At 69.2% G+C, this 24,447-nt stretch carries 20 protein-coding genes; 8 read left to right on the top strand and 12 right to left on the bottom strand.

All coding sequences use genetic code 11. The annotated features are described in order from the left end of the window. Positions 1 to 3: 3 nt before the first annotated feature. From AC07NG_RS05380 to AC07NG_RS05400, 5 genes are all read right to left on the bottom strand, one after another. Positions 4 to 1,629 (bottom strand): sensor histidine kinase, encoded by a 1,626-nt coding sequence (locus AC07NG_RS05380; protein ID WP_494592636.1) that lies wholly within the window; start codon positions 1,627 to 1,629, stop codon positions 4 to 6. A gap of 163 nt (positions 1,630 to 1,792) precedes the next feature. Beyond that, positions 1,793 to 2,908: a 3-dehydroquinate synthase gene (gene aroB / locus AC07NG_RS05385; RefSeq protein ID WP_494592637.1), complete on the bottom strand. Its 1,116-nt coding sequence runs from the start codon at positions 2,906 to 2,908 to the stop codon at positions 1,793 to 1,795. Beyond that, a complete protein-coding gene (locus AC07NG_RS05390; protein ID WP_492853762.1) occupies positions 2,905 to 3,513 on the bottom strand; it encodes a shikimate kinase in 609 nt (202 codons plus the stop codon). The genes aroB and AC07NG_RS05390 overlap by 4 nt, the downstream gene beginning before the upstream one ends. A 213-nt stretch (positions 3,514 to 3,726) precedes the next feature. After that, the gene (locus AC07NG_RS05395) at positions 3,727 to 4,995 is read right to left on the bottom strand and encodes a carbohydrate porin (RefSeq protein WP_494592638.1); all 1,269 of its coding nucleotides are present in this window, start codon (positions 4,993 to 4,995) and stop codon (positions 3,727 to 3,729) included. Then, complete coding sequence (locus tag AC07NG_RS05400; RefSeq protein WP_494592639.1) at positions 4,992 to 7,421, bottom strand: membrane-bound PQQ-dependent dehydrogenase, glucose/quinate/shikimate family; 2,430 nt, start codon at positions 7,419 to 7,421, stop codon at positions 4,992 to 4,994. The genes AC07NG_RS05395 and AC07NG_RS05400 overlap by 4 nt, the downstream gene beginning before the upstream one ends. Before the next feature lie 227 nt (positions 7,422 to 7,648). Between AC07NG_RS05400 and AC07NG_RS05405 the strand changes: the two genes are divergently transcribed. Both AC07NG_RS05405 and AC07NG_RS05410 read left to right on the top strand, forming a co-directional pair. Then, the gene (locus tag AC07NG_RS05405) at positions 7,649 to 9,154 is read left to right on the top strand and encodes a hypothetical protein (protein ID WP_494592640.1); all 1,506 of its coding nucleotides are present in this window, start codon (positions 7,649 to 7,651) and stop codon (positions 9,152 to 9,154) included. Continuing rightward, entirely contained in the window at positions 9,151 to 10,068 is a 918-nt protein-coding gene (locus AC07NG_RS05410; protein ID WP_494592641.1) for a site-specific tyrosine recombinase XerD, read from the top strand. The genes AC07NG_RS05405 and AC07NG_RS05410 overlap by 4 nt, the downstream gene beginning before the upstream one ends. Before the next feature lie 657 nt (positions 10,069 to 10,725). Here the strand turns inward: AC07NG_RS05410 and AC07NG_RS05415 are convergent. Together AC07NG_RS05415 and AC07NG_RS05420 are read right to left on the bottom strand one after the other, a co-directional pair. Beyond that, positions 10,726 to 11,646: a hypothetical protein gene (locus AC07NG_RS05415; RefSeq protein WP_492853757.1), complete on the bottom strand. Its 921-nt coding sequence runs from the start codon at positions 11,644 to 11,646 to the stop codon at positions 10,726 to 10,728. A 136-nt stretch (positions 11,647 to 11,782) separates the two neighbouring features. Continuing rightward, complete coding sequence (locus tag AC07NG_RS05420) at positions 11,783 to 13,054, bottom strand: cytochrome P450 (protein WP_487288043.1); 1,272 nt, start codon at positions 13,052 to 13,054, stop codon at positions 11,783 to 11,785. Between the two features lie 160 nt (positions 13,055 to 13,214). Here AC07NG_RS05420 and AC07NG_RS05425 point away from each other — a divergent pair, with 160 nt between their 5' ends. After that, complete coding sequence (locus AC07NG_RS05425) at positions 13,215 to 15,236, top strand: di-heme-cytochrome C peroxidase (RefSeq protein ID WP_494592642.1); 2,022 nt, start codon at positions 13,215 to 13,217, stop codon at positions 15,234 to 15,236. A gap of 125 nt (positions 15,237 to 15,361) precedes the next feature. Continuing rightward, on the top strand, positions 15,362 to 15,583 hold the full coding sequence (locus tag AC07NG_RS05430; RefSeq protein WP_492853755.1) for an alkylphosphonate utilization protein: 222 nt from the start codon (positions 15,362 to 15,364) through the stop codon (positions 15,581 to 15,583). A gap of 8 nt (positions 15,584 to 15,591) precedes the next feature. Here AC07NG_RS05430 and AC07NG_RS05435 read toward each other — a convergent pair whose 3' ends face one another. From AC07NG_RS05435 to AC07NG_RS05455, 5 genes are all read right to left on the bottom strand, one after another. Then, positions 15,592 to 16,737: a hypothetical protein gene (locus tag AC07NG_RS05435; RefSeq protein ID WP_494592643.1), complete on the bottom strand. Its 1,146-nt coding sequence runs from the start codon at positions 16,735 to 16,737 to the stop codon at positions 15,592 to 15,594. A 122-nt stretch (positions 16,738 to 16,859) separates the two neighbouring features. Beyond that, complete coding sequence (locus AC07NG_RS05440; RefSeq protein ID WP_492853753.1) at positions 16,860 to 17,345, bottom strand: VOC family protein; 486 nt, start codon at positions 17,343 to 17,345, stop codon at positions 16,860 to 16,862. A 101-nt stretch (positions 17,346 to 17,446) separates the two neighbouring features. Next, the gene (locus tag AC07NG_RS05445; RefSeq protein ID WP_494592644.1) at positions 17,447 to 18,484 is read right to left on the bottom strand and encodes a hypothetical protein; all 1,038 of its coding nucleotides are present in this window, start codon (positions 18,482 to 18,484) and stop codon (positions 17,447 to 17,449) included. A gap of 104 nt (positions 18,485 to 18,588) precedes the next feature. After that, positions 18,589 to 19,596: a hypothetical protein gene (locus AC07NG_RS05450; protein ID WP_494592645.1), complete on the bottom strand. Its 1,008-nt coding sequence runs from the start codon at positions 19,594 to 19,596 to the stop codon at positions 18,589 to 18,591. 5 nt (positions 19,597 to 19,601) lie between these two features. Next, positions 19,602 to 20,489 (bottom strand): LysR family transcriptional regulator, encoded by an 888-nt coding sequence (locus AC07NG_RS05455; RefSeq protein WP_494592646.1) that lies wholly within the window; start codon positions 20,487 to 20,489, stop codon positions 19,602 to 19,604. A 120-nt stretch (positions 20,490 to 20,609) separates the two neighbouring features. Between AC07NG_RS05455 and AC07NG_RS05460 the strand changes: the two genes are divergently transcribed. The 4 genes from AC07NG_RS05460 (at position 20,610) to AC07NG_RS05475 (ending at position 24,318) form a co-directional block, all read left to right on the top strand. Next, positions 20,610 to 21,608, top strand: coding sequence for an aldo/keto reductase (locus AC07NG_RS05460; protein WP_494592647.1), 999 nt, complete (start codon positions 20,610 to 20,612; stop codon positions 21,606 to 21,608). Positions 21,609 to 21,782: 174 nt separating this feature from the next. Then, a complete protein-coding gene (locus AC07NG_RS05465; protein WP_492853749.1) occupies positions 21,783 to 22,802 on the top strand; it encodes a mechanosensitive ion channel family protein in 1,020 nt (339 codons plus the stop codon). A 119-nt stretch (positions 22,803 to 22,921) separates the two neighbouring features. Continuing rightward, on the top strand, positions 22,922 to 23,173 hold the full coding sequence (locus AC07NG_RS05470) for a hypothetical protein (RefSeq protein ID WP_492853748.1): 252 nt from the start codon (positions 22,922 to 22,924) through the stop codon (positions 23,171 to 23,173). A 95-nt stretch (positions 23,174 to 23,268) separates the two neighbouring features. After that, positions 23,269 to 24,318, top strand: a complete 1,050-nt coding sequence (locus tag AC07NG_RS05475) for an HpcH/HpaI aldolase/citrate lyase family protein (protein WP_494592648.1) — start codon at positions 23,269 to 23,271, stop codon at positions 24,316 to 24,318. Positions 24,319 to 24,447 lie beyond the last annotated feature (129 nt).

Genomic DNA, 24,447 nt, shown 5'->3' on the forward strand with positions numbered 1-24,447 from the left:
GTTTCACGGCTCCAGGGCGGCCAAGGGCAGCGTCATCGCGCAGACCAGGCCAGATTGATCATAGGCGAGACGGACCACGCCGGACAACTCGCCGGCGAGGCCCTTCTCGAGAAGGCGGACGCCGAACCCGCGACGGGTCGGCGGCGGGACGGGCGGGCCGCCGCTTTCGGTCCAGCGCAGGCGCAGGCGGGCGGCGGTCTCGGGCGAGGCCGGCTCGGTCGACCAGGCGATGCTCACCCGGCCGCCGGGCGTCGACAGGGCCCCGTACTTGGCGGCGTTGGTGGCCAGCTCGTGCACGGCCATGCCGACGGCCACGGCGGCCTTGGGATTGAGCCGCAGGTCGCGTGCGTAGTCGAAGTCCAGCCGTTCGCGGCCGCCGAAGGCTTCCAGCTCGGCGTCGACGATCTCGCGCAGGCTGGCGCTTTCCCAGTTCTGCTCGGTCAGCAGGTTGTGGGTCTGGGAGAGGGCGATCAGCCGGGCCTCGAAGGCCTCGCGGAAGGCGGGGAGGTCGCTGGCGGCGCGCAAGGTCTGGGCGGCCATCGACTGGACGGTGACCAGGGTGTTCTTGACGCGATGGTTCAGCTCGTTGAGCAGCAGGCGCTGGCGCTCCTCGGCGCGCTTGCGCTCGGTGACGTCCAGAGACACCCCGGCCATGCGCCGCACGCCGCCGCCGATCAGGGGTTCGTCCCGCACGGCGGCGCGGCCGCGGGCGTGCACCCAGCGGGTCTCGCCGTTGGGGACCACCACGCGGTATTCGATGTCGTATTCGCCGCCGGTGCGGATGGCCTCGTCCATCGCCGCCAGCATCCGGTCGCGGTCGCTGGCGTGGATGGTCGCCACCAGGTCGTCGAAGCCGAAGTCCTCTTCGGAGGTGCGGCCGTAGTTCGACTTGCAGATGTCGGAGGCGTCGTAGGCGCGGGTCTCGACGTCGAGCTCCCACGAGCCCAGCCGGCCCGAATCGAGGGCGAACTTCAGACGCTCTTCGGCGCGTCGGCGTTGGGTGAGTTCGCGGTCGCCGGCCTCGCCGGCGCGGTTCCATTCGATGGCGACGGCGGCCTGGGCGGCGAGGCCCACGATCACCGTCTCGGCCCGGGCGTCGAAGCGGCCCGGCTCGCGGTGGCCGAAGAGCAGCCCGCCCAGCACCAGGCCGTCGACCGTCTTGACCGGCGCGGCCAGATAGCTGCGCACCGGCAGGTGGCCTTCGGGCATGCCCTGGAGAGGCGCGTTCAGGCCGTAGCGCGGATCGACGGTGATGTCGTCGGCGCGAACCACCCCGACGCCGTCGAAGGTGGGGGCGAAGACCGCCGTCTTGCGCACCATGGGGAAGTGGGCGAAGGCCTGGGGCGGGGCGCCGGCCAGGGCGTAGAGCATGTAGTTTTCGCCCGTCTCATCGGCGACGGTGTAGAAAAAGGCTCCGAACTGGGCGCCGATCAGCTCGACGCCGCCGTCGATCACCGCCTGGACGGTCTCGCCCAGGCTCTGGTGCGCGCCGATCGCCGCCGCGATCCGGCTGAAGGCCTGGTTGCGGCGCACTTCCTCGGCATGAGCTTGCTGGGCCTCGGCCAAGCGCCGGCGGAGATCGAAGATCTCCTCGGTCGCGGCGCGTGCGTCAGCCTCCAAAACGGTCACCCCTGGGCTCCCCCTAGACCCCACGCCGACAAAGCGGTGCGTCGTCGTCAACGCACCGGATGCGGACCGGTTCCGGTCCGTCAGCAGAAAGCTTGACCATTGTGCGGATGCGGCGCCAAGGGGGCGCCGAAGCGGGGGCTGTGGACGAAACCGGACCAGTCGGTCAGCCGGCCGCGCCCTCGGCCACCAGGAAGGCGCGCAGCGGGGCCGGATCGACGCCCTTGGCGACGAAGGCATCGCCGATGGCGCGGACCAGCACGAAGGTCAGGGCGCCGCCCTCGGCCTTCTTGTCCTGGCCCATGTGGGCGATCAGGGCGTCGGCGTCGAAGGGCTCGGCGCGCACGTCCGACAGCCTGGTCGGCAGGCCGGCGGCCTTGATGGCGGCCTCGGCGCGGACGGCGTCCTGGGTCGAGCACAGGCCTTGCGAGGCCGAGAAGCGGAAGGCCTGGGCCATGCCGACCCCGACGGCCTCGCCGTGCTTGAGCGCGTCGCCGAAGCCCATCTCGGCCTCGATGGCGTGACCGAAGGTGTGGCCGAGGTTCAGCAGGGCGCGGCGACCGGCCTCCTTCTCGTCCTCGGCGACGATCTCGGCCTTCATCTCGACGCTGCGGCCGACGGCCCGGACCAGGGCGTCGGTGTCGCGCTCGAGCACGGCGTGGACGTGCTTTTCCAGCCACTCGAAGAACGGGAAGTCGCCCAGCAGGCCGTACTTGACCACCTCGGCATAGCCGCAGGCCAGTTCGCGGGCGGGCAGGGTGGCCAGGACGTCGAGGTCGGCCAAAACCAGGCGCGGCTGGTGGAAGGCGCCGATCAGGTTCTTGCCGCGCGGGGTGTCGATGGCGGTCTTGCCGCCGACCGAGCTGTCGACCTGGGCCAGCAGGGTGGTCGGGATCTGGATGAAGTCGACGCCGCGCTTGTAGATCGCCGCCGCGAAGCCGGCGAGGTCGCCGATCACGCCGCCGCCGAAGGCCACGATCATGTCGCCGCGGTCCAGCGCCAGGGCCAGCAGTTGGTCCGACAGGTGGGCAAGGCCCTCGAAGCTCTTGGTCTCCTCGCCCGGCGGCAGGACGATGACGTCGACCGCGGCGCCCGCCTTCTCCAGCGACACCGACAGCCGCTCGACATGGTGCTCGCCGACATTGGCGTCGGTGACCACGGCGCAGCGCTTGCGCTTGGACAGGAACGGCAGGACGTACTCGCCGGCCTTGTCGATCAGGCCCGTGCCGATGACGACGTCATAGGCGCGATCGCCCAGGCCCACGGGAACGGTGCGGATCACGGCTGTACTCTTTCAGAAGCGTCGCCAGCGGGAGCATCGCTGGCGGAAGCTGCGGCGAGGCGGCCCTGCAGGGCGGCGATGACGGCCTCGACGGCCACCATGTGGGGCGTGTCGCCGGTCTCGACGGTCAGGTGGGCCTCGCCATAGGCGGGATAGCGGGTGGTCGCCTGTTCGCGCAGCACGTCCATCGGGTCGCGGTTCTTCAGCAGCGGCCGGCCGTCCTTGCGGCCGACGCGGCGGGCCAGAAGTTCGAGATCGGCCTTCAGCCAGACGGCGATGGCCTTGTCCTTGATCAGGGCGCGGGTCTCGGCGTTGACGAAGGCCCCGCCGCCGGTGGCCAGCACGTGGGGCGGATCCTCGAGCAGGCGGGCGATCACCCGCCGCTCGCCGTCGCGGAAGGCGGCCTCGCCCATCTCGGCGAAGATCTCGGGAATGCCGCGACCGGCGGCGCGCTCGACCTCGTTGTCGGCGTCGCGGAACGGCAGGTCGAGGGTCTGGGCCAGGCGGCGGCCGACGCTGGACTTGCCCACGCCCATCAATCCGACCAGCACGATGGTCTGGTCACGGAGCTCTGGATAGCGCGGCGGGGCGAGGTCGGCGGTCATGGTCGATCCCCCCGATACACGACCCGGGCCGCCGCCGCCACGCCCCGGGTTCCGCTTATTCCTGGGGCGGGCGTTAGTTTTGCGGCAGGGGAGGCTGGATGGGCGCGTGGTTTTCGCCGCCCGACGCTCTTGTCGGATGTCCGGCGCGACACCCCTCTCTCCATGAGAGAGGGGATCAAAACCCGCTTCCCCCTTTGGGGACGCCGATCCGCTTCAGAACTGCGCCTTCAGCTGCGCTCCCACCGCCAGGGCGTTGGGCGTGTCGCGATAGCTGAAGGCGCCAGGGTCGATGATGTACTGCACGTCGGGGCGCACGATCAGCCAGCGGGTCGCCTGCCAGCCGTAGCTGAGCTCGATCGCGGTCTCGCCGGCCGGCAGCGCGCCGTAGTCGACCAGGGTCGGCGAGGCGTCCGCATAGGCCTGGCGCAGGCGCGGATTGAGCTCGGCGTGGACGATCCCGAGCGCGAGGGTGTCGGCGTCGCGGCCGGGGAAGGTTCCGGTCTGCACGAGGCCCGCCTCGTACCAGCGGGTGATCGGGGCCGAGGCCTTGGGATTGAGCGTGACCTGGCCGAACAGCGACAGGCCCCGGCCGCCGCTTCCCTGGCGCCAGACCATCTGGTCGGCCAGCAGGTAGACGCCGTAGCGGCCCTTCACCTTGCCGGTCTCGCCCTGCCGGGTGACGCGCGAGCTGTCGTAATAGGCGCCGAGCTTGTAGTGGCCGGACTTCCCCCCGCCCGCGCCGCGGTCGTATTCGACCTCCAGCGGCAGCATCACCCCGGTCGAGCCGGAGGCGAACGGCTTGTAGGCGTTGGCCTTGTTGTTCAGCGACGGGTTCACCTGGTAGGCGCCGGTGCGCACCAGCAGGTTTGGCCGCACCGCGTAGCGCACGGCCAGGCCCCAGCGGGCGTTGGGGTAGTTGTACCAGCCGCTGTCGCCCGACATCGACAGCGGGTGGGCGCAGAAGGCGGCGTTGACCAGGTTGCAGCCGATGGCCATGCCGCCCAGGTCGTTGCCCATGGCGAAATAGCCGGCCCGCAGGTTCAGCCGGCCGCCGTCCAGCTTCTGCTCGATCGACAGCTCGGTCAGCCGGGAATACTGGCCGCCATAGGCTTCCTGGATCGGCAGGCGGTTGCCGACCACGTCGGACGACACGCCCTTGCCGCGCCGGTCGTTGAAGGTCAGGTGGGCGATGGCGCCCGACCAGCCCGACAGCTTCTCCAGATCGAAGTCGGCACCGACGCGGATCTGCTGGGTGTAGCCGCCGCCATGGCGCAGGCCGCCGTCGATGGCGCTGAAGGTCTCCGAGACGTAGTCGCCCCGGAAGGCGATCCCGTCTTGCGCCAAGTCGGTGCGGACGCCGCCCCAGTCACCGGTCAGCGTCGTGCGCTCTTCGGCCAGAGCGGATGAGACGAGAGCCGACGAGGCGAGGAGCGCCGCCGCCAGACCGGCGGCGGCGCTCAGCCGTTCGAGACGCCCGCTCATTTCAGGGCGTAGGCGATGACATAGTCGCCGCGGTCGGGCGACTGGCGGGCGCCGCCGGCGGTGATGACGACGTACTGCTTGCCGGTCTTGGGCGAGCGGTAGCTCATCGGGCCGCCCTGGCTGCCGACCGGCAGGCGGGCCTTCCAGACCTCCTTGCCCGTCGCCGAGCTGAAGGCCCGCAGATAGTAGTCCTGGGTGCCGGCGAAGAAGACGAGGCCGCCCTGGGTGGCCAGGCTGCCGCCCAGGGTGGGCAGGCCGATCGGCATGGGCAGGCCCATCTTGATCCCCAGCGGACCGGTGTCGCGCACCGTGCCGACCGGGACCTGCCACTTGATCTTCTGGGTCTTCATGTCGATGGCGGTCATCGTGCCGTAGGGCGGGGCCTGGCAGGGGATGCCCAGCACCGACAGGAAGCGGTTCTTGTTCACCGAATAGGGCGTGCCCTTCAGGGGGACGGCGCCCATGCCGGTGTTGACCGCCTCGCCGCCGGCGGCGGCCGTGGCCTTGGCGGCCTGGGGCGTCATCTCCACCCACAGGCCCAGGCGCATGTCGTTGACGAAGATGGTGTTGGTGGTCGGGTCGGTCGACAGCCCGCCCCAGTTCATGCCGCCCAGCGAGCCGGGGAAGCTCAGCGACTTGTCCGTGCCGGGGGCGGTGTAGAGCCCCTCGTAGCGCATGCCCTTGAAGGCGATGCGGCACAGCAGCTGATCGAAGGGCGTGGCGCCCCACATGTCGGCTTCCTTCAGGGTCTGAGACCCGATCTGCGGCATGCCGACCGACTTGGGCTGGGTCAGGGCGTAGGGCTCGCCGGGGATGTTGGCCGCCTTGACCGGCACGTTCTCGACCTTGGTCAGCGGCTTGCCGGTGGCGCGGTCCAGCACATAGAGCTGGCCGGCCTTGGTGCCGAAGACCAGGGCGGGGACGCTGCCGCCGCCGGCCTTGGGGAAGTCGACGAAGCTGGGCTGCATCGGCACGTCGAAGTCCCAGAGGTCGTTGTGGACGGTCTGGAACACCCACTTCTCGCGGCCCGTGGTGGCGTCGAGCGCCAGCATCGAGGCGCCGTAGCGGTGGTCGAGCGCGCTGCGGGTGACGCCATAGAGGTCGACCGAGGCGCTGCCCACCGGCATGAACACGGTGTTGGAGGCGGCGTCGTACGACATCGACGACCAGACGTTGGGCGTCGAGCGGGCGTAGGTCTTGCCGGCCGGCGGGTCCTTGGTGACCGACGGATCGCCCGGATCGAAGGCCCAGCGCAGGGCGCCGGTGATGACGTCGAAGCCGCGCACCACGCCGCCGGGCATATCGACCTGGACGTTGTCGGCGATGCGGCCGCCGACCACGATCGTGGTCCCGGCCAGGGTGGGGGCGGCGGTCAGCTGATATTGCGGGTCGGGCGCATCGCCGAGGCCGGCCTTGAGGTCGACGCGGCCGCCGGTTCCGAAGCCTTCGCAGGCCTTGCCGGTGTCGGCGTCGAAGGCCATCAGCACGGCGTTGATGGTGTTCATCAGGATGCGGCGGCGGCAGGGCGCGCCTTCGGGCACGCTCGCGGCCAGGATCGGCGTGGCGCCCGAGACGGTGGGCTGGGCCAGCGGCGCGCCGGCGTCGAAATAGGCCAGGCCCCGGCAGCGCATCCACACCGAGGCGTGGGCGTCGACGATCGTCTTCCACTTCTCGCGGCCGGTGTCGGCGTCCAGCGCGATGACGTTGTTGTGCGGGGTGCAGATGTAGACGGTGTCGCCGACCTGCAGCGGGGTGTCCTGGTCCTCGGCGCCGTTGCCGTCGCTGACCGCCACGTCGCCGGTGCGGTAGGTCCAGGCGACCTTCAGATCCTTGACGTTGTCGCGGGTGATCTCGCCCAGGGCCACGAAGCGGCTGGCGCCGGGGGTGTTGCCGTAGGCCTCCCAGTTCTTCTGGGCCTTGGCCGGATCGACCGGAACGAGGCCGTCCGCCGCGCCGGCGAAGGCCACGGTGGGATGGGCGACGAACATGCTGGCGAAGCCGGCGGCCGAGCCCACGGCCAGAACCGCGCCGAGCGCCAGGGCCGGAACGAAGGCCGGCGACTTGCCGCTGGCCCGCGCCATCAGCGGATAGGAGAAGGCGACCACGGCCGCGCCGACGCTGAGCGCCAACAGGCGTGAGATCAGCGGCCAGAACGCAAAGCCCGACTCCCAGACCGCCCACAGCACCGTCAGCACGAACACCGCGCCGAACAGCAGGGCGCCGCTCGCCTTGGCCCGGCAGATCTGCACGCCCGCCGCGACCAGCGCCAGGCCCGCGACCAGGAAGTAGGGGCTGCCGCCCAGGCTCAGCAGCTTGCCGCCGCCGACCACGAAGAACAGTCCGGCGGCCAGGATGACCGCGCCCAGCAGCAGCAGCCACAGCCTGGCCAGGGGCGCGAGGCGATTATCGGGGGGAGAAAGGGGCATTCGGCGGGATCTCCTGCGGATGATCGGCGCTGCTCGACCACTCCCGTCCGACCGGACGTTGGAGCCCCCCAAGGCTCAAGCTCACGCAACGTAAGCTGTACATTTCCGCAATTGGACCCAAATTCGGCGGCCCGCAAGCCTTTCTGGACGACCAAGGTTACGTCCGCGCCCCCTTCCGGCCGCCGGACCGTCTTCTGCCTGCCGTGCTTCCTTGCCATAGTGGGCGCATGGCTTTCTCCCCGCGTTCCTCGTTTGCCCTCGCCGCCGCCCTGTCGGTGATCGCCGCAGTTTCCGCTCAGGCCCAGGAGGCGCCGCCGGCTTCGGGGGCGGTGGCCGTGACCACCCTGGCGCCGCCGGACCTGTTCTCGACGCCGGCCGCCGAGACGGGGCTGCCGGGCGACCTGTGGAAGGACGCCTCGCCGGAGCTGATGCGCCAGATCCTGCCGACCCTCGCGGCCAAGCCGCTGTCGCCCGCCTTCGCCGAACTGGCCCGCCGGGTGCTGGCGACCGGGGCCCATGCGCCCAAGGGCGTGGGCGACGATCCGGCGATGGGCGGGGCGCGGGCTCTCGCCCTGGTCGCCCTGGGCGAGGCGGCCGGCGCCAAGCAGGTGCTGGACCGCACGCCGGGCCTCGACCAGAACGCCGCCCTGGCCATGGCCGCGGCCGAAGCCAACCTGATCCGCGGCGACGACGAGCGGGCCTGCGCCATCGCCGACGCTCTCAGCGTCGATCGCGGCGCCGGCTACTGGTTGCGCCTGCGGGCCTTCTGCCAGCAGCGCGCGGGCCAGCTCGACCAGGCCCAGCTGACCTTCAACCTCGCCCAGCAGCAGGGCAAGGATCCCGCCTACGCCCGGCTGATGACCGCCCTGCTGGCCAAGACGCCGGCGACGGGGGCGGGCGACCTGAGCAGCGGGATCAACTTCGCCCTGTCGACCACCCTGGCGCTGGAGATCCGCACGCCGGCGGCGGCCGCCACGGCCTCGCCCGCCCTGCGGCCGGTGATCGCCCCGGCCCCGACCGACGTGGCGGCCGCGCAGGCCTCGGACTGGGCGTTCCTGCGCACGGCCAGGCCGGGGGCCGACTACGCCGCCGCCGCCCGCGCCGCCGCGCCGCTGATCGCCGCTGCGGCTGGGGCCGGAGGACCGATCGACCAGGCGCTGTTCCTGCGCGCGGCCCTGGCGGCCGGCGACGTCAAGACCGCCCAGGCGATCCGCGGCGGCATGACCGCCGACGCCATCCCCGGCGTTGGCCCGCAGGACCTGGCCCTGTTCGACGCGGCCCTGGCGGCGGCGTCGGGCGGCTCGACCGACCAGGCGCTGGACCGGCTGGTGGAGCTGGGCGCGGCGGGCGGGCCTAAGTCGCCGGCCCAGCCGGCCGCCGTGGTGCTGCAAGGCCTGGGCGGGGCGGTGAGCCCCGAGGACCGCGCGACCTTCGCCGGCTTCGACGCCGGCAAATCCACCGCTTCGGCCGCGCGCCTGGCTTTGCTCGACGGCGCCGCCGCCGCCGGCCGCAAGGGCGAGGCCGCCCTGCTGGCCCTGTCGGTGGCGACGGAAGTCGGCGTGGGCGGACCGTCGGCGGGCGACCGCGCCCGCATCGTCTCGGCCCTGAACCGCGCGGGCCTTGCCGCCGACGCCCGGGCGATCGCCGTCGAGGGCCTGCTGCCCGCGCCGCCGGCCCCGCCGAAGGCCGCTGCTCCCAAGCCGGCCGCCAAGCCTGGGGCGAAGAAGAAGTGAGCGGCAAGGCAGAGGGTTGGATCGAGGCCTTCCTGGAGATGATGGCCGTCGAGCGCGCGGCCGCCGCCAACACTCTGCGCGCCTACGAGAAGGACCTGGCCGACGCCCGGGGCTTCCTGGGGCGCACGGGCAACGACCTGGACGCCGCCGACGCCGAGGCCATCGAGGCCTATTTTCAGGATCTCGGCGCGCGCGGACTTTCACCGGCTACCGCCGCCAGGCGGCGCTCGGCCGTGCGGCAGTTCTATCGCTTCGCCCTGGGCGAGGGCTGGCGGGCCGATGATCCCTCCCGCCGGGTGGTCGCGCCCAAGGCCGGCCGGCCCCTGCCCAAGGTGCTGTCGCGGGCCGAGATCGACGCCCTGCTGGCGGCCGCCTCGGCCAAGGACGGGGCCCAGGGCCTGCGCCTGACCTGCATCATCGAACTGCTCTACGCCTCGGGCCTGCGGATCAGCGAACTGCTGGCCCTGCCGCTGTCGGCCCTGGCGCGCGACCCGGCCTTCCTGATGGTCAAGGGCAAGGGCGGCAAGGAGCGGCTGGCCCCGCTGAACGACGCGGCCCGCACGGCGGTGAAGGCCTATTTGGAGGAAAGGCCGCAATTCCTGCCAAAGGGCGAGAAGGCCAGCGCCTGGCTCTTTCCCTCGCGCGGCAAGGGCGGGCGGCTGACCGGGCGGCGGGTGTCGCAACTGCTGGAGGACGCCGCCATCGCCGCCGGCATCGACCGCGAGAAGGTCAGCCCCCACGTCCTGCGCCACGCCTTCGCCACCCACCTCTTGGAAGGCGGCGCCGATCTGCGCGTCATCCAGACCCTGCTGGGCCACGCCGACATCGGCACCACCCAGATCTACACCCACGTCGCCGGCGAACACTTGGCGGAGGTGGTGCGCACCAAGCATCCGCTGGGGCGGAAGGGTTAGGATGGGCGCTGGGGCAAGGTTTCCATACGGCGGCTTTGGCCTATCCAAGCGTTGCAGATCTGCCTGGCTAGGTCGCCGCGGTTGGCCAGCGGCGGTTGGGATCTTGGGCGGTTGGGGTGCGGCCCTATTGGCAGGCCTCCCGCCACGAGGCTGGATGCGCTTTCCTTTTCACCGCGCAGTACAAGAGTGACGCAAGCATCCAATCCAACGACTTCCGAACTGTGGAAGCGCCCCTTGGGCACGTGATAGCTCGTCGGCGCGGAATGGATGTTTCTTGCAATAGGCCACAGCTCCCAAACGTCGGACCATTTTCCGGCTCTTCGGCCGTCTTCTTCTGACTCCACGCTGACAACTCGCCAAAGGGAGCTGGCCGAGCTCGTTTCCACTTGCCAAATTTGGTCAGCGAGTGATCCGGCTAATACCAGGGACCATAGATCGCTGCTATGTGTATGAGGCACGGGTTGCTTCGGGGCATTACCCTGTGGGGGCCATATATGAAGGCGCACGTAACTGCCGTTCTGGCCTTTTCGCAGGTAGTGATACCAAAAGCCCAGCGGATGTTCAGTAAGAGCGGCGCCCGCGGTTATTAGCTGCGAAACTTCCGCGATCAAGGATCGATCGACGTCGAAATGATGATCTAGAGATCGAAAAAAATCTTCAGACATACGGGGGCTGTTTCAGTAGAGCGCTGGAGATCGCTCCGTCGATTGAGGCCTCGATACGATGAAAGCGATCTCCGAAAATCTGATTTAGCGCAAAATATACCGTATCACTTTTTTCAAGATCAACTGTCGGTATTTGAGCTATGTCTATTTTTCGAGACTGAGACCATATAAGTTCGCATTCTCGCTTATAGTAATCGTAGAATCTGGATCCTCGTGCGTACGAAAAAGCGGGCTGTTGCGGATCCTCCTGAGTAACGACAATTACATTGTCAGATTTGTCGTATCGGAAAACAGATATACCTGTAGATATGCCGAGCAATAAATTTACATGTGGATTTTTATCTTTGCTCTCCAGGATGCAAAGAATTGTGGCGATTAGTTCAATTTGAAGCTTTTCCGGGGTCCAGTCTTCTTTTGTAAGTGAGGCGCTACGCGAAGTGCGTCTATAGCTGCAGTAGGCGGCGCCCGACGTGCGGCTCGTGGGATCGATAATGACGACGCGGGCCATTACGGGCGCCCCCAGCGTCCGTCCTCTACGCTGTAGCGCGGGCAATATGCTCGAGCGGAAATACCGCCCGGTATGGCCGATGTATTCCCACGTTTCAGTGGTTTCGGCGGCCATGGAGAGTGCGGATGATATATCCGCCGGCGCCAATTCTCCGCCAGGAGGAATCCGATCGGCCCTTGGACCAAGCCACCACAGAAAGCTGGTGACGACGGCGGAGACGCAAATGGTGGATATAAAGCCGTCGAGCACGTCTCTCATCAATTCGGCCCATGACGAGGCGGCGTTCGTGAAAGACGTAAAATAGAGGCGACTGGCCACCAGCATCAGAACGATCAGAACGATAGTGACGACGGCGGCGCGCCGATGCGCAGCCACCCATTCGGCCTTTGGCCAAAAAGCGTCCATTGATCCCCCGACCGTTCCCGCGAGCATGAAGCTATGTCGCTAAGAGGGTGGTTGGCAACTTGAAGTTGATGCCTTCGGCGGGGGCTTTGGCGGGCCGCGCCTTGCGATGCCTTGGATCGCAAGGCGCGGCATCCTCCTACTTGGTCAACACCAGGCTTTCCGGGAACGGACCGCCCTTGAAGTCGAGATGGCCGGCAGCGCCCGCGGCGCGTTTGCAGAAGCCGGCCTTGATGATCTGCTTGGCCAGTTCGGGGGCCTGCATCAGGCTGACCTGGTCGCCCAGGCAGCGGTGCTCGCCGAAGCCCAGGTGCAGGTAGTGATAGGCCGGGCGGCCGGGCTTGAAGGTTTCCGGATCGGGAACCACCGTGCCGTCGTGCATGGCCGAGGCGACGCTGGCGAACACCACGGTGCCGGCGGCCAGGGTGGTCTGGCGCGGGGTGCCGGCGGCGATCGTGTAGGGCTCGACCAGCAGGCGCACCACGAACGGGGCCATCGGGTTGAAGCGCAGGGCCTCCCAGAAGATGGCGTCGAAGGTCGCGTCGTCATTGGCCTGGGCCGCGCGCTTGGCGGCGACCATCTGGTCGGGCCGGTCGAGCAGCTGGTCGATCGCCTGGACGATGGCGGCCGAGGTGGTCTCGATGCCGCCGACCAGCAGGCCCATGGTGTTGGACAGGATCCGGCCCTGGTCGAAGCCGATCTGCGGCGGGGTCTGCAGGCGCAGCATGCGGGAGACGACGTCGTCGAGCTTGGGATCAGCCTTCACCTGCTTGGCGCGGCGGGGCAGGAAGTCTTCGAGATAGGACCGCATCTCGGCCCCGGCGGCGATGTTGGCCGCATGCACCTTGGGGTCGTCGGTCAGGTTGTGGAACATGTCGTTCTGGGTGGCGTAGGACCAGCGCAGCATCGCCGTCAGGTCCGGACCCGGAAAGCCGAAGTACTGGCCGGTCAGGGCGATCGGGCCGGGACGGGTGACCTGCGAGACCAGTTCCAGCCGGCCGTCGGGCGAGGCGCCCTGGGCGATCAGCTTGGCGCCGATCTTGGCCACGGTCTGGCGCACGCTGGGCAGGTCGGCCTGCTGGATCAGGGCGCGCATGATGCTCTTGTCGCGCTGGTTGTAGACCGTGCCGTCGCGGGCCAGCATGAACGGGCCGACGGCCGGGTCCATCTTGGGGGCGTAGGGCTTGACCGTGAACTGCAGGTTCCGGGTCAGGGCCTCCTCGACGTCGGCGAACATGGCCAGGAGGGTCGGCCCGCCGGGCGTGACCAGGATCGGCCGCCGGGTTCGCAATTCCTTGAACAGAGCCAAGGGCTTGGTGGCGATCCACTGATAGAGGAGGCCCAGTTTCTGCTGCGGCTGCTGCGCGGCGTCGTAGGCGTCCAGGAACGATGATGCTGCGACATCGACCATCTTTGACCTCGGCTTGGCGGGTTTGGTTGTTCTGAAAAAAGCGGCCCCGAGACGCGACCGCCACGAGAGGGGCAGGCGCATCACTTCCAGAAATTGTATCCCATGTTGATGAGTCCTCAAAATTGCATTCTTATGGGGTGCGTCGCGGAGGGGAACGTCGATGTCGGGATTCAAGAAAGCCGCCTTGTGGATCTTGGCGCTGGTCGTCTTCGTGGCGGTGGGGATCGGGATCCAGAAGGTCCTGTCCTTCGTCGAACCGCCGCTGCCGCCGGCCCAGCCGGTGCGCGAGGCGCGCTGGCTCGACCAGGGCTGGAGCGAGAGCGACCGCTACTGGTTCCACCACGCCACCCAGGGCACCTCGACCCTGCCGATCCCCTACGCCTGGTTCGTGGCCGTGGCCGAGCCGAAGATTCTGCCCGGCAAGGAGACGCTGTTCATCAACGACGGCTACATGCAGAAGCTGGGCTTCATCCCCAGCCCGCCGTCGGGCGGCGGCCAGGCGGGTCCCGCCGGCTGGCGCGAGAAGGCCTACGGCTACAAGCACAAGATCGGCGGCGTGGCCGCCGACGCCAAGGTCGAGAGCAACCAGGGCCTCAATCCGGCCGGCATGCCGGTGGGCTTCGCCATCACCAAGGCCTATGCCGACCCGACCACCGGCAAGATGCTGCCCGACCAGGTGGGCCTGACCTGCGCGGCCTGCCACACGGGCCACCTGGAATATAACGGGGTGTCCCTGCGTATCGACGGCGGCAACGCCGCCTCGAGCCTGGGCCAGCTGACCAGCACCCTGGGCGCGGCCCTGCTGCTGACCGACGTGCTGCCCTGGCGCTTCAACTCGTTCGCCGACCGGGTGCTCGGCCCCAAGGCCACCAAGGCCCAGCGCAAGCAGCTGCACGCCGACCTGAAGGCGACGATCAAGACCCTGGCCGCGGCGGCCAAGGCGACGTCGGAAATCGACAAGCGCGACGGCGTGCCCGAGGGCTTCAACCGCCTGGACGCCCTCAACCGCATCGGCAACGAGGTGTTCTACGTCAACCTGCTGCCGGTGAAGTCGGCGACCTTCGATCCGCTGGTCAACTACGCGGCCCTGAGCGCGCCGGTGAAGTATCCGCACCTGTGGACCACGCCGTGGTTCACCTGGGCGCAGTACGACGGCTCGATCGGCCAGCCGGCCATCCGCAATGTCGGCGAGGCGATCGGGGTGCTGGCGCGGGTGAACATGACCACCTACGACCAGCCCCACAAGCTGTGGGACTCGTCGGTGCCGGTGGGCAACCTGGCGCGGATGGAGCAGCAGATCGAAGGCCCCAACCCGTTGGACCGCGAGCCCGACGGCCGGGTGCGGGGCTTCAAGGGCCTGTCGGGTCCGAAGTGGCCGCAGGACGTGCTGGGCCGGATCGACATCGCCAAGGCCGAGGCGGGCCGCAAGGTCTACGCCCTGCGCTGCCAGGGCTGCCACCTGCCGCCGGTCGATGACCCCAACCAGGCGCTCTACACCCCCTCGCTGTGGACCACGGCCAACGAGCACGGCGAGAGCTATCTGAAGGTCAACATCATCCCGCTCAGCGTGGTCGGCACCGATCCCGGCCAGGCCGAGATCCTGTCGGCCCGCAAGATCAAGACGCCGCTGGCCCTGGGGCTGCAGCCCGGCGTGACCGACCCGGCCACCGGCGTCACCTGCTTCACGACGCCGACCAAGCCGACCACCGACATGACCTTCGGCCAGGCCCTGGCCTCGGCGGTGCAGTTCGTGGTCGACAAGTTCCACGTCGACGAGGGCACGCCGATCAAGAGCATCGAGGCCGAGGCCGACAAGGGCAACCGTCCCAACTGCATCCAGGCCCCGCCGGCCTACAAGGCCCGGCCGCTGAACGGCATCTGGGCGGCGCCGCCCTATCTGCACAACGGCTCGGTGCCGTCGCTCACCGCCCTGCTGGGCGCGCCGGGCGAGCGTCCGTCGAGCTTCTGTCTGGGCAACCGCGCCTACGACCCCAAGGCCGTCGGCCTGGACGTCAAGGCCGCCTGCCCGCGCGGGGCCTTCAAGCTGGACGTCAGCGTCAAGGGCAGCTCCAACAAGGGCCACGAGTTCCGCGACGCCCCGGCCGGGACCAAGGGCGTGGTCGGCCCCGCGCTCAGCGCCGAGGAGCGGGCGGCGGTGATCGAGTTCCTCAAGACCCAGTAGGACAAAGACACGGCAGGAAAAGACGGCCGGAGGCCTTTACGCCTTCGGCCGCCGCATCCTAGAAAGCCCGCAACTTTTGTAAGGGCTTCGCCTTCGCGCCGCCCGGCCGCTGAAGGGGCCCCTGCATGTCCGACGAAACCCGCGATTCCAACGGCGCGATCCTGGCCGACGGTGACAACGTCACCCTGATCAAGGACCTGAAGGTCAAGGGCTCGGGCGGCGTGACCCTCAAGCGCGGCACCCTGGTCAAGAAAATCCGCCTGACCGGCGACCCCGAGGAGATCGAGGCCAATGTCGACAAGGTGAAGGGTCTGGTGTTGCGGACGGAGTTCGTCAAGAAGGCCTGAGGCGAGGTTCAGGGCGCCGCCTTGGCGGCGGCCTTGGGCAAGGCGTCCAGCAGATCGTCCCGCTTGTAGACGCGCACGTCTTTAAGCTTGGCGACACGCTTCGCCGGCGAAGCGTCCCTCAACAGGATGAACTCGTCGCGCATCTTCGGAAGCGAGCAGTCGGCGGGGTCTTCGGTCCGCCGGATGATGCGCACCGTGTCCGTCGCCAGGATCAGGCAGGCGGTGCGGACGGTCTCCTCGCCGGGCTGCCGGTAGATGGTCACGCCGCCGCCGCCCACGCCGGCGAAGCGAAGCGCATTGAAGGTCAGCAACTGGTCGCCGGGCGCGCGGAAAACGACCAGGCCGACGATGAGCAGCGAGATCATGATCACCACGACGCGTTCGCGGCCGTGGGAGGTCATGAACAGGTGAAAGCCGATCAGCAGAAACACCGCGCCCAGCCTCAGGGTCTCATCGCTCGCCTCGAAGAGGCCGCGCACGTTCAGAGTAACGAAATCCACGGCCAGGGTCAGCCAGATCACGCCGGCCAGGTTGAGCAGAAGGCTGAAGAACAGCGCCAGAACGCCCGCGCCGGCCCTCGACTTCCATCCCGGAGCGGCCGCGTTCATCGACCAGGCGAAGGGCACGGCGAGGGCGGCGGCGCAGGCGAGCGTCGTGCGACCGGCGGTCAGCGTCACGCCAGAGATCATGGCGAGGATCAGGATCAGGGTGAAGACGATCAGCGGCGCGTAGGCGACCACGTACGCCTCCAGGTGCGGCCCCCGGGGAGCGGCCTCGTCCTCCGGCCAGAAGAAGCCCTTGGCGAGCGGATGGGCCGTGTCCTGGGTCGACGAGAAGAGAAGCCGCGTGAAGAGGGGCGAGCCGAAGGTCATGGCGATCAGCGCCACGATCCCCAGGATCGTCACCGTCAGCACCGGAACCAGCGAGGGCAGTATGCTGACCACCTGGCCGAACCCCGACAGGCCCGGCTGGCCGTAGACGCTAAGATAGCGGCTTATCATCAGCTGCAGCAGCGTCGCCGCGACGGCCGCGACGAGGGCTATCAGGGCCGCCACGGCCTCCAGCGGCTTCTTGGCGATCTCGCCGAACAGGCGGGAAGGCCAGGACGATTGATGGGCGACGGGTTTCGCCGCGACGTCGATTGCATCGGTCATGCCGGGAAGCTCCAACTCACGTGAGGTGAAGCGCTCCGCTGGAGCGCTCCACCAGGAATTGCAGCTAGCTTGGCTTTACGAAGAAAGTGTAATCCGCGCGGAGGCCCGTGCGGGGCGCCGGCCTATTCGCCCCGCGCGGCTTTCTCCAGGGTCGGCACGTCGATCTTCACCATCTGCATCATGGCGGCGAAGACGCGGCCGGCGACGGCCTTGTCGGGGCCGGTGGTCAGCTCGATCAACTGGCGCGGGGTGATCTGCCAGGAGAGGCCGTAGCGGTCCTTCAGCCAGCCGCAGGCCGAGGGCTGGCCGCCGCCGGCCAGCAGGGCGTCCCAGTAGCGGTCGACCTCGGCCTGGCCGTCGCAGTCGACGGTGAACGACACCGCCTCGTCGAACTTGAAGTGCGGGCCGCCGTTCAGGGCGGTGAAGCCCTGGCCGTCGAGCTCGAAATAGACGGTCGACACCGAACCGCCCGGCCCGGCCGGCGGCGGCACGTCGTCGGGATAGCGGTTGACCGACAGGATCCTCGAATTGGGGAAGATCGAGACGTAGAACTCGGCGGCTTCCTCGGCCTGGGTGTCGAACCACAGGAACGGGGTGATCTTCGGCATGGCGTCGTCCTCCTGGCTGGCGGCCTGGTCGCCGCGTCTTCCCGAGGACGAAGGAACGCCCGCCGCCCCGACATCGTCGAGGCGAATTTTCGCATGCGCCGTCAGATCGAGCGGTCGACCGTCTTTCCGACGTTGCTCAGGGTCGCCAGGGCGACCGCGGCGGTCGAGGCGGCGGCGCTGACCGGAACGGCCAGGGTGGCGGCGGTCTCCGAGGTTGTCGTCGCAGGCGCCGTGGTCCCGATCGCGGCCGTCTTCGAGGTTTCGGCCGCGAGGGCGGCGTCCCGGGCCTTGCGGGCGGCGATGACGTCCGACCAGCGGAACCCCCACGCGGAGCTGTCGTCGACCTGGTCGCTGACGTCGCGGCCGTTAGCGATGGCGACAGCCTCGCCTGTCGAGCGCACCGACACCGACCAGCCGGCCTCGCCGGCCGACTGGGTGAAGTCGCCGATCCTCAGCTTGCCCTCGGTGGTGCGGTAGAGCGGCGCGCCCGTGACCTCGAACCGGCTGTTCATCCCGCGGAGCGTGGCGTTCAGGCTGAAGAGGCCCCTGTTGATCCATTTCTCGGAGATGTAGACCATCATGTCGACCTCGCCGCCCATCCCCTGGGCGCGCATTTCGTCGAACTTGGCCGTGTTGTTCAGCATCCAGACGCCGCCGTTGATCAGGCTGATGTCCAGGCCCAGCATCTCGATGTTGTTGCGCGCGGCCTTGGCCATGCCAGTGGCCATCTGGTTGTTCTCGGAAGCCAGCGAGCCCTTGGGGTAGGTCTCGACCGGCGCGGCGAGCGTCGTGGTCGTGGGCGTTGCGTCGGACGCTTCGGCGGGCTTCTGCGCGGCGTCCTTGGCCAGGGCCGCCTTGGCCTCCGGGGACAGGTCCACCTTCACGGCCGGCTCGACATATTCCGGAAGGTTCAGCGCCTGGATCGAGGTCTCGGCCTGCGCCAGTATGGCTTCGCGCCGCTCGTACGCGCCCGCCGCCTGGGCGTACATGTCCTTGCGGTTCTGGGCCTGCTTCAGATAGGCGGCCTCGTCGAACGACACGTGAGCAAACTCGTAAAGACGCCGCAGCCCCGGCAGCCGCGCCTGGGCGTGCGCCACGGGGTCGTAGCTGTAGGGGGAGGGGGCGACGGCCGTGACCATGGAAGTCCTCACCGGTGCGCGTGCTGCGCGTGTCGAGTTTTCAAGCTCAACATGAAGGCGAGTAATGAACAGCGCGTAAACCTTGTCGCGCGTTGGGCCGCGCCTCAGGCGTAGCGGTCGGCCAGGTCGAGCAGGGCCTGGTCGGGCGAGGCGTAGCTGACGATGCGTACGTCGAGCGCTTGGTCGCGGACCCTGTCGAGGGCGCGGGTCATGGCCGCGTCGATCCATCGGTCGGGATTGCCGAAGGCGCCGCCGCCCAGGCGGGTGAGCCAGACCACTCGGTGGCCGCGCGCGGCGTTGAGCACGGCGGCCAGCAGGGTCGCCTCGTAGGCGGCTTCCAGGGTCAGGCTGGCGAAGGGCGCGGCCAGGGCCTTGGTGACCGGCGCGTAGGATATCGGCAGGGCCGAGCAGAAGACCTGGGAGACGGTCATGCCCGCAACCTCGGGCGCGTCGGTGACCTCGGCGTCCCAGACCAGGCCGATGCGCAAGGCCGCGCGCAGGGCGTCGCGTTCGGGTTCGTCGAGATAGTCGAGTACGGCGGCGATCGCCTCCAGCCCGGCGTCGGTGCATAGGGCGTAGCCGTTGCGCATCCGCCAGAGCGCCTCGACGGGGCGGCCGGTCAGGTCGGACAGGCGCGGACCAAGGTCGGCCAGGCCGTCGAACTGCCGCGCCGCCGTCTGGCCGATCCCGTCGCCGACCGGGGCGAGGTAGTTGCGATAGACCGTGGCCGCGCCGGCGGCGATGGCGCAGGCCGGGCCCTGGGTGGGGTCCCAGGCGTAGCGCGCGACGCCGTCCTCGGGGCTGACGCCCGGATCGACCATCTCCAGCAGGTTGAACTGCGAGGCGACCTGGAAGAGGCCGCCGGCGTTGGCGGCCTGGTTGTGCAGGGCGCGGGCGTCGCCGCGCACGACCTCGACCCGGAGCCGGCCGGGAACCTGGATGGCCGCCGCGCGGGTGCGCAATTCCGCCAGAGAGGGCAGCTCCAGCGTGCCGATCCCCCAGGTGCGGTCGGTCGCGTCGGAGGCCAGGCGGCCGTCCTCCACCCGCAGGCGGGCCTTGGTCGCGGCGTAAGGCTCTTCGGGGAAGCCGGTGAGGCGTTCGAACCAGTCCATGGCGCTTAGAACCGCATCCAGTCGATGAAGGCCCGCAGGGCCGGGGAGAGCTGGCGGCGGCTGGGGTAGTAGAGGAAGAAGCCGGGGAAGGGCTCGCACCAGTCTTCCAGCAGCGACACCAGGCGGCCGGCGGCGATGTCGTCGGCGACGGCTTCGCGGAACGGGAAGGCCAGGCCCGCCCCGCCCTTGCAGGCCTCCAGCAGCACCGCGCCGTTGTCGGTGAGCAGGCAAGCGGGCGGGGTGACGACGACGAGGCGGCCCTTGCGCTCGAACTCCCACGGATAGGGCGCGCCGGAGGACCGGCGCACCAGCAGGCAGCGGTGGCCGCTCATCAGGTCTTCCGGCTCCTGGGGGGCGCCGTGGCGGGCGATGTAGTCGGGGGTGGCGACCAGGGCCTGGGAGAGCTCGCCGCTCAGGGGGATGGCGATCATGTCGGCCTGCAGCCGCTCGCCCAGCCGCACGCCGCAGTCGAAGCCGCCGGCGACGATGTCGGACAGGGCGTCCTCGCAGACGATCTCGACCCGCACGTCGGGATAGGCGTTCATGAAGCCGCCGATGCGCGGGGCCAGCAGCATTCGGGCCGCCGTGGTGGCGATGTTGATGCGCAGGCGTCCGGCGGGGCGATCGCGGAACTGGGCGATCTCGTCGAGCGCCGCGTCGATGTCGGCCAGGGCCGGTCCAAGCCGCGCCAGAAGCCGCTCGCCGGCCTCGGTGGGGGCGACGCTACGGGTGGTGCGGTTGAGCAGCCGCACGTCCAGCCGGGTCTCCAGATTGCGGATCGCGTGGCTGAGGGCGGAGGCCGTCACCCCCAGGGCCTGGGCGGCGGCGCGGAAGCTGCGGCGCTCGGCGACCAGGGCGAAGACGGCGAGGTCGGGCAGGGGGCGGGTCGACATTGCTGAGAGATGCTCAGGAGTGCGTTGAGACCGCAAGCGGTTATCGTTTCGCCCGCCAAGGCCCATCTCCCTGCCGTCGCGGCGACGCCCGCGACCCCCATTTCGCACAAGGAGCTGCCCATGAAGACGCGCAAACTCGGCGACGGCCTGGAGGTCTCCGCCCTCGGTCTCGGCTGCATGGGCATGAGCTGGGCCTATGGCCCCGCGCCCGACAAGCAGGCGATGTTCGACCTGATGGCCAAGGCGGTGGACCTGGGCGTCACCTTCTTCGACACCGCCGAGGTCTATGGCCCCTATGTCAACGAAGAGCTGGTCGGCGAAGGTCTGAAGCCCTTCCGCGACAAGGTGGTGATCGCCACCAAGTTCGGCTTCGACATCGGGCCCGACGAGTCCGGGACCGTGCGCATGAAGGGCGTCAACTCGCGGCCCGACAACATCCGCGCCGTGGCCGAGGCCTCGCTCAAGCGCCTGGACGTCGAGACGATCGACCTCTTTTACCAGCACCGTGTCGATCCCGGCGTGCCGATCGAGGACGTGGCCGGCACGGTCAGGGACCTGATCGCCGAGGGCAAGGTCAAGCACTTCGGCCTGTCGGAAGCCGGGGCGGCGACGATCCGCAAGGCCCATGCGGTGCAGCCGGTGGCGGCCCTGCAGAGCGAGTATTCGCTGTGGACGCGCGGGATCGAGGCCCAGGTGCTGCCGACCATCCGCGAGTTGGGCATCGGTCTCGTGCCCTACAGCCCGCTGGGCCGGGGTTTCCTGACCGGCGCGATCAAGGCCGGCGACGGCTTCGGCAAGGACGACTTCCGCTCGACCCTGCCGCGCTTCCAGGGCGAGGCCATCGCCAAGAACCAGTCGCTGGTCGAGGCGCTGGTCGAACTGGCCGGCGAAAAGGGCGTGACGCCCGCGCAACTGGCCCTGGCCTGGCTGCTGGCCCAGGGGCCGGACATCGCGCCGATCCCCGGCACGACCAAGGTCGCGCGGCTGGAGGAGAACATCGGGGCTGTGGACGTCGTGTTGAGCGCCGACGACCTGGCCAAGATCGCCGCTGCGGTGCCGGAGACGGCGGTCGAGGGCGAGCGGTACGCCGAGGCCGGGCTGGCGATGGTGGGGCGGTAGCCGGCTGGCGCCGGCCCCCTCAGTCGCTCCGCGACAGCTCCCCCAGAGGGGGAGCATCTTAGTGGCGCGGCGCGATAGATCCTCCCCCTTTGGGGGAGGTGGCCCGGAGGGCCGGAGGGGGTCTGCGGCGGCGGGGCTTGAAAGCCGCGCCGACGACGGCTCAAACTCCACCCCATGACCGACAACCCGCTGCAACGCCTGGACGCCCTGGAGCTGGTCAAGCTCGGCAAGTCGGCGATCACGGTGGGGGGCTTGGGGGCGGGCATCGTCATCGTCATCGCCGCCCTGCTGGCCGCGCGGCTGGCGGCGGCGGGGTTGCGTCGCCTGCGGGCGCGGGCGGCCGACAACGCCTCGTCGCTGTATGTGGTCGAGAAGCTGACGACCTATGGCTTGGTGGTGGTCGGCCTGCTGGCGGGCCTGTCGACCATGGGCATCGACCTGACCTCGCTGACGGTGTTCGCCGGGGCGGTCGGGGTGGGCGTCGGGCTTGGCCTGCAGGGGGTGATCAAGGACTTCGCCTCGGGCGTAAGCCTGGTGTTCGAGCGTCTGATCGCGGTGGGCGACTTCGTGGAGCTGTCGAACGGCTCGCGCGGGGTGGTGCACGAGATCGGGCCGCGCGCCACGCGGATCCGCACCAACGACGCCACCGACGTGATCGTGCCCAACTCGGTGCTGGTCAACGACCAGGTGATCAACTGGACCCTGCGCAACACCACCCGCCGCATCCGCGTGCCCTTCGTCACCGCCTTCGGGGTCGACAAGGAGACGGTGCGCGAGGCGGTGCTGAAGGCCGCCCGCAGCGTGCCCTTCACCAGCGCCGACGACGCCGTGCGCCGCACCCAGGTGTGGCTGGTGGGCTATGGCGAGCACGCCCTGAAGTTCGAGCTGATCGTCTGGCCGACGGTCGAAGCCGTTCGCCGGCCGGCGGCGATCTTCGCGGCCTATACCTGGGCCATCGACGACGCCCTGCGCGGGGCCGGGATCGAGATCCCCTATCCGCAGCGCGACGTGCGACTGCGGGGGCTGTTCGGCGAAGAGGGCGAGGACGCGCGGGCGGCCCTGCGGCTGGAGCCGCGCGCGGCGCGCAAGGCCAGGGGCAAGGCGGCGACCCACGTCTCGCAGAACGACGCCGCCGACGAGCTGGGGCGCGAGGATCCGGACGAGGCGCCGCCGCCGAGGCCGGCGCAAAGCTGAGCCCCGGGCGGTTGCGCGTCGTGACCCGGCCGACGCATTGTCGAGCTATGCTAGAGTCCTCCATCACATTCGGCGACAACGTACGCATCCGTCCTTCCCCAGAGGTCGAGCGCCTGGGCTTGGCCGGCAAGATCGGCAGCGTTCGCGGCGAAACGACTCCGAGCATCTCGGGCGTGGATGTTGTCGGCGTCATGGAGCGCGATTACGCGCTGAACGTCTTCTTTGAGGATCTGGACGAGGGCTTTTGGTTCGCCGAGCACTTGGTCGAGTTCGTGGATCACGGCGCCGGCGCCCAGATCAGGATCTATGGCGTCAACAAGCGCTGGGTGCGCAACGAGGATGGCGAGTGGATCGAGTTCGACGCGCAGTAGCGAGCGCAGGCCTTCCTCCGCGTCGCCCTTGACCCCCTGGCCGCGTCGCCGCAGTCTTCTCGCAACTGCGAAATAAGAACACAGGGAAGACGCGCATGAAGACCGCCCGAGGCTTCTTCAAACCCCTGGCCATCGGCGCGCCGGCGCCGTGGCGCGAGCTGCCCGCCCGCGTCGAGCGGATGATCCACTTCGTGCCGCCGCATCTGGAGAAGGTGCGGGCCAAGGTCGGCGAGATCGCCCCGACCGTCGATGTGATCCTGGCCAATCTGGAGGACGCCATCCCCGCCGACGCCAAGGGCGCGGCCCTGGCCGGGACGATCGCCCTGTCGCGCGAGGTCGACTTCAAGGCCCTGGGCGTGGGGCTGTGGGTGCGGATCAACTGCCTCAACTCGCCCTGGCATCTGGACGAGGTGGCGACCCTGGTCGAGAAGGCCGGCGACCGGATCGACGTGATCATGGTGCCCAAGGTCGAGGGGCCGTGGGATATCTTCTACATCGACCAGCTGCTGGCCTCGCTGGAGGCCAAGCACGGGGTGACCCGGCCGATCCTGCTGCACGCCATTCTCGAGACGGCCGAGGGGGTGATGAACGTCGAGCAGATCGCCGGCGCCAGCCCGCGCATGCAGGGGATTTCGCTGGGGCCGGCGGATCTGGCGGCCAGCCGGGCGATGAAGACCACCCGGGTCGGCGGCGGCCATCCGGGCTATCGGGTGATCGAAGATCCGCATACGGACGGATCGCCCCGCGCCAGCGTGCAGCAGGACCTCTGGCACTACACCTTCGCCAAGATGGTCGACGCCTGCGCGGCCCACGGCATCAAGCCGTTCTACGGTCCGTTCGGGGCGATCGACGACCCGGTCGCCTGCGAGCAGCAGTTCCGCAACGCCTTCCTGATGGGCTGCGCCGGGGCCTGGAGCCTGCACCCCAGCCAGATCGCCATCGCCAAGCAGGTCTTCAGCCCCGACCCCGCCGAGGTGGCCTTCGCGAAAAGGATCCTGGAGGCCATGCCCGACGGTTCGGGCGTGGCGATGATCGACGGCAAGATGCAGGACGACGCCACCTGGAAACAGGCCAAGGTGATGGTCGACTGCGCCAAGCAGATCGCCGCCAAGGACGCGGAATACGCGGCGCTCTACGGGTTCTGAGGTCTCCTTGCCCGCTCCCTATCCGCCCGTCATTCCCGCCCTTGTGGCTGACAGAGGGGATCTCACCACAGGGGCGGCTTGGATCCGTTGCGGATGGCAGGCGCGAAAACCCTCTCTCTTAGAGAGAGG

The organism is Caulobacter sp. GW821-FHT10C03, from assembly GCF_059415485.1.

Coding starts and splice junctions, on each gene's coding strand:
- AC07NG_RS05390 (WP_492853762.1), bottom strand. CDS start 3,513: ATGACCGCCGACCTCGCCCCGCCGCGCTATCCAGAGCTCCGTGACCAG.
- AC07NG_RS05395 (WP_494592638.1), bottom strand. CDS start 4,995: ATGAGCGGGCGTCTCGAACGGCTGAGCGCCGCCGCCGGTCTGGCGGCG.
- AC07NG_RS05400 (WP_494592639.1), bottom strand. CDS start 7,421: ATGCCCCTTTCTCCCCCCGATAATCGCCTCGCGCCCCTGGCCAGGCTG.
- AC07NG_RS05405 (WP_494592640.1), top strand. CDS start 7,649: ATGGCTTTCTCCCCGCGTTCCTCGTTTGCCCTCGCCGCCGCCCTGTCG.
- AC07NG_RS05415 (WP_492853757.1), bottom strand. CDS start 11,646: ATGGACGCTTTTTGGCCAAAGGCCGAATGGGTGGCTGCGCATCGGCGC.
- AC07NG_RS05420 (WP_487288043.1), bottom strand. CDS start 13,054: ATGGTCGATGTCGCAGCATCATCGTTCCTGGACGCCTACGACGCCGCG.
- AC07NG_RS05425 (WP_494592642.1), top strand. CDS start 13,215: ATGTCGGGATTCAAGAAAGCCGCCTTGTGGATCTTGGCGCTGGTCGTC.
- AC07NG_RS05430 (WP_492853755.1), top strand. CDS start 15,362: ATGTCCGACGAAACCCGCGATTCCAACGGCGCGATCCTGGCCGACGGT.
- AC07NG_RS05435 (WP_494592643.1), bottom strand. CDS start 16,737: ATGACCGATGCAATCGACGTCGCGGCGAAACCCGTCGCCCATCAATCG.
- AC07NG_RS05440 (WP_492853753.1), bottom strand. CDS start 17,345: ATGCCGAAGATCACCCCGTTCCTGTGGTTCGACACCCAGGCCGAGGAA.
- AC07NG_RS05445 (WP_494592644.1), bottom strand. CDS start 18,484: ATGGTCACGGCCGTCGCCCCCTCCCCCTACAGCTACGACCCCGTGGCG.
- AC07NG_RS05450 (WP_494592645.1), bottom strand. CDS start 19,596: ATGGACTGGTTCGAACGCCTCACCGGCTTCCCCGAAGAGCCTTACGCC.
- AC07NG_RS05455 (WP_494592646.1), bottom strand. CDS start 20,489: ATGTCGACCCGCCCCCTGCCCGACCTCGCCGTCTTCGCCCTGGTCGCC.
- AC07NG_RS05460 (WP_494592647.1), top strand. CDS start 20,610: ATGAAGACGCGCAAACTCGGCGACGGCCTGGAGGTCTCCGCCCTCGGT.
- AC07NG_RS05465 (WP_492853749.1), top strand. CDS start 21,783: ATGACCGACAACCCGCTGCAACGCCTGGACGCCCTGGAGCTGGTCAAG.
- AC07NG_RS05475 (WP_494592648.1), top strand. CDS start 23,269: ATGAAGACCGCCCGAGGCTTCTTCAAACCCCTGGCCATCGGCGCGCCG.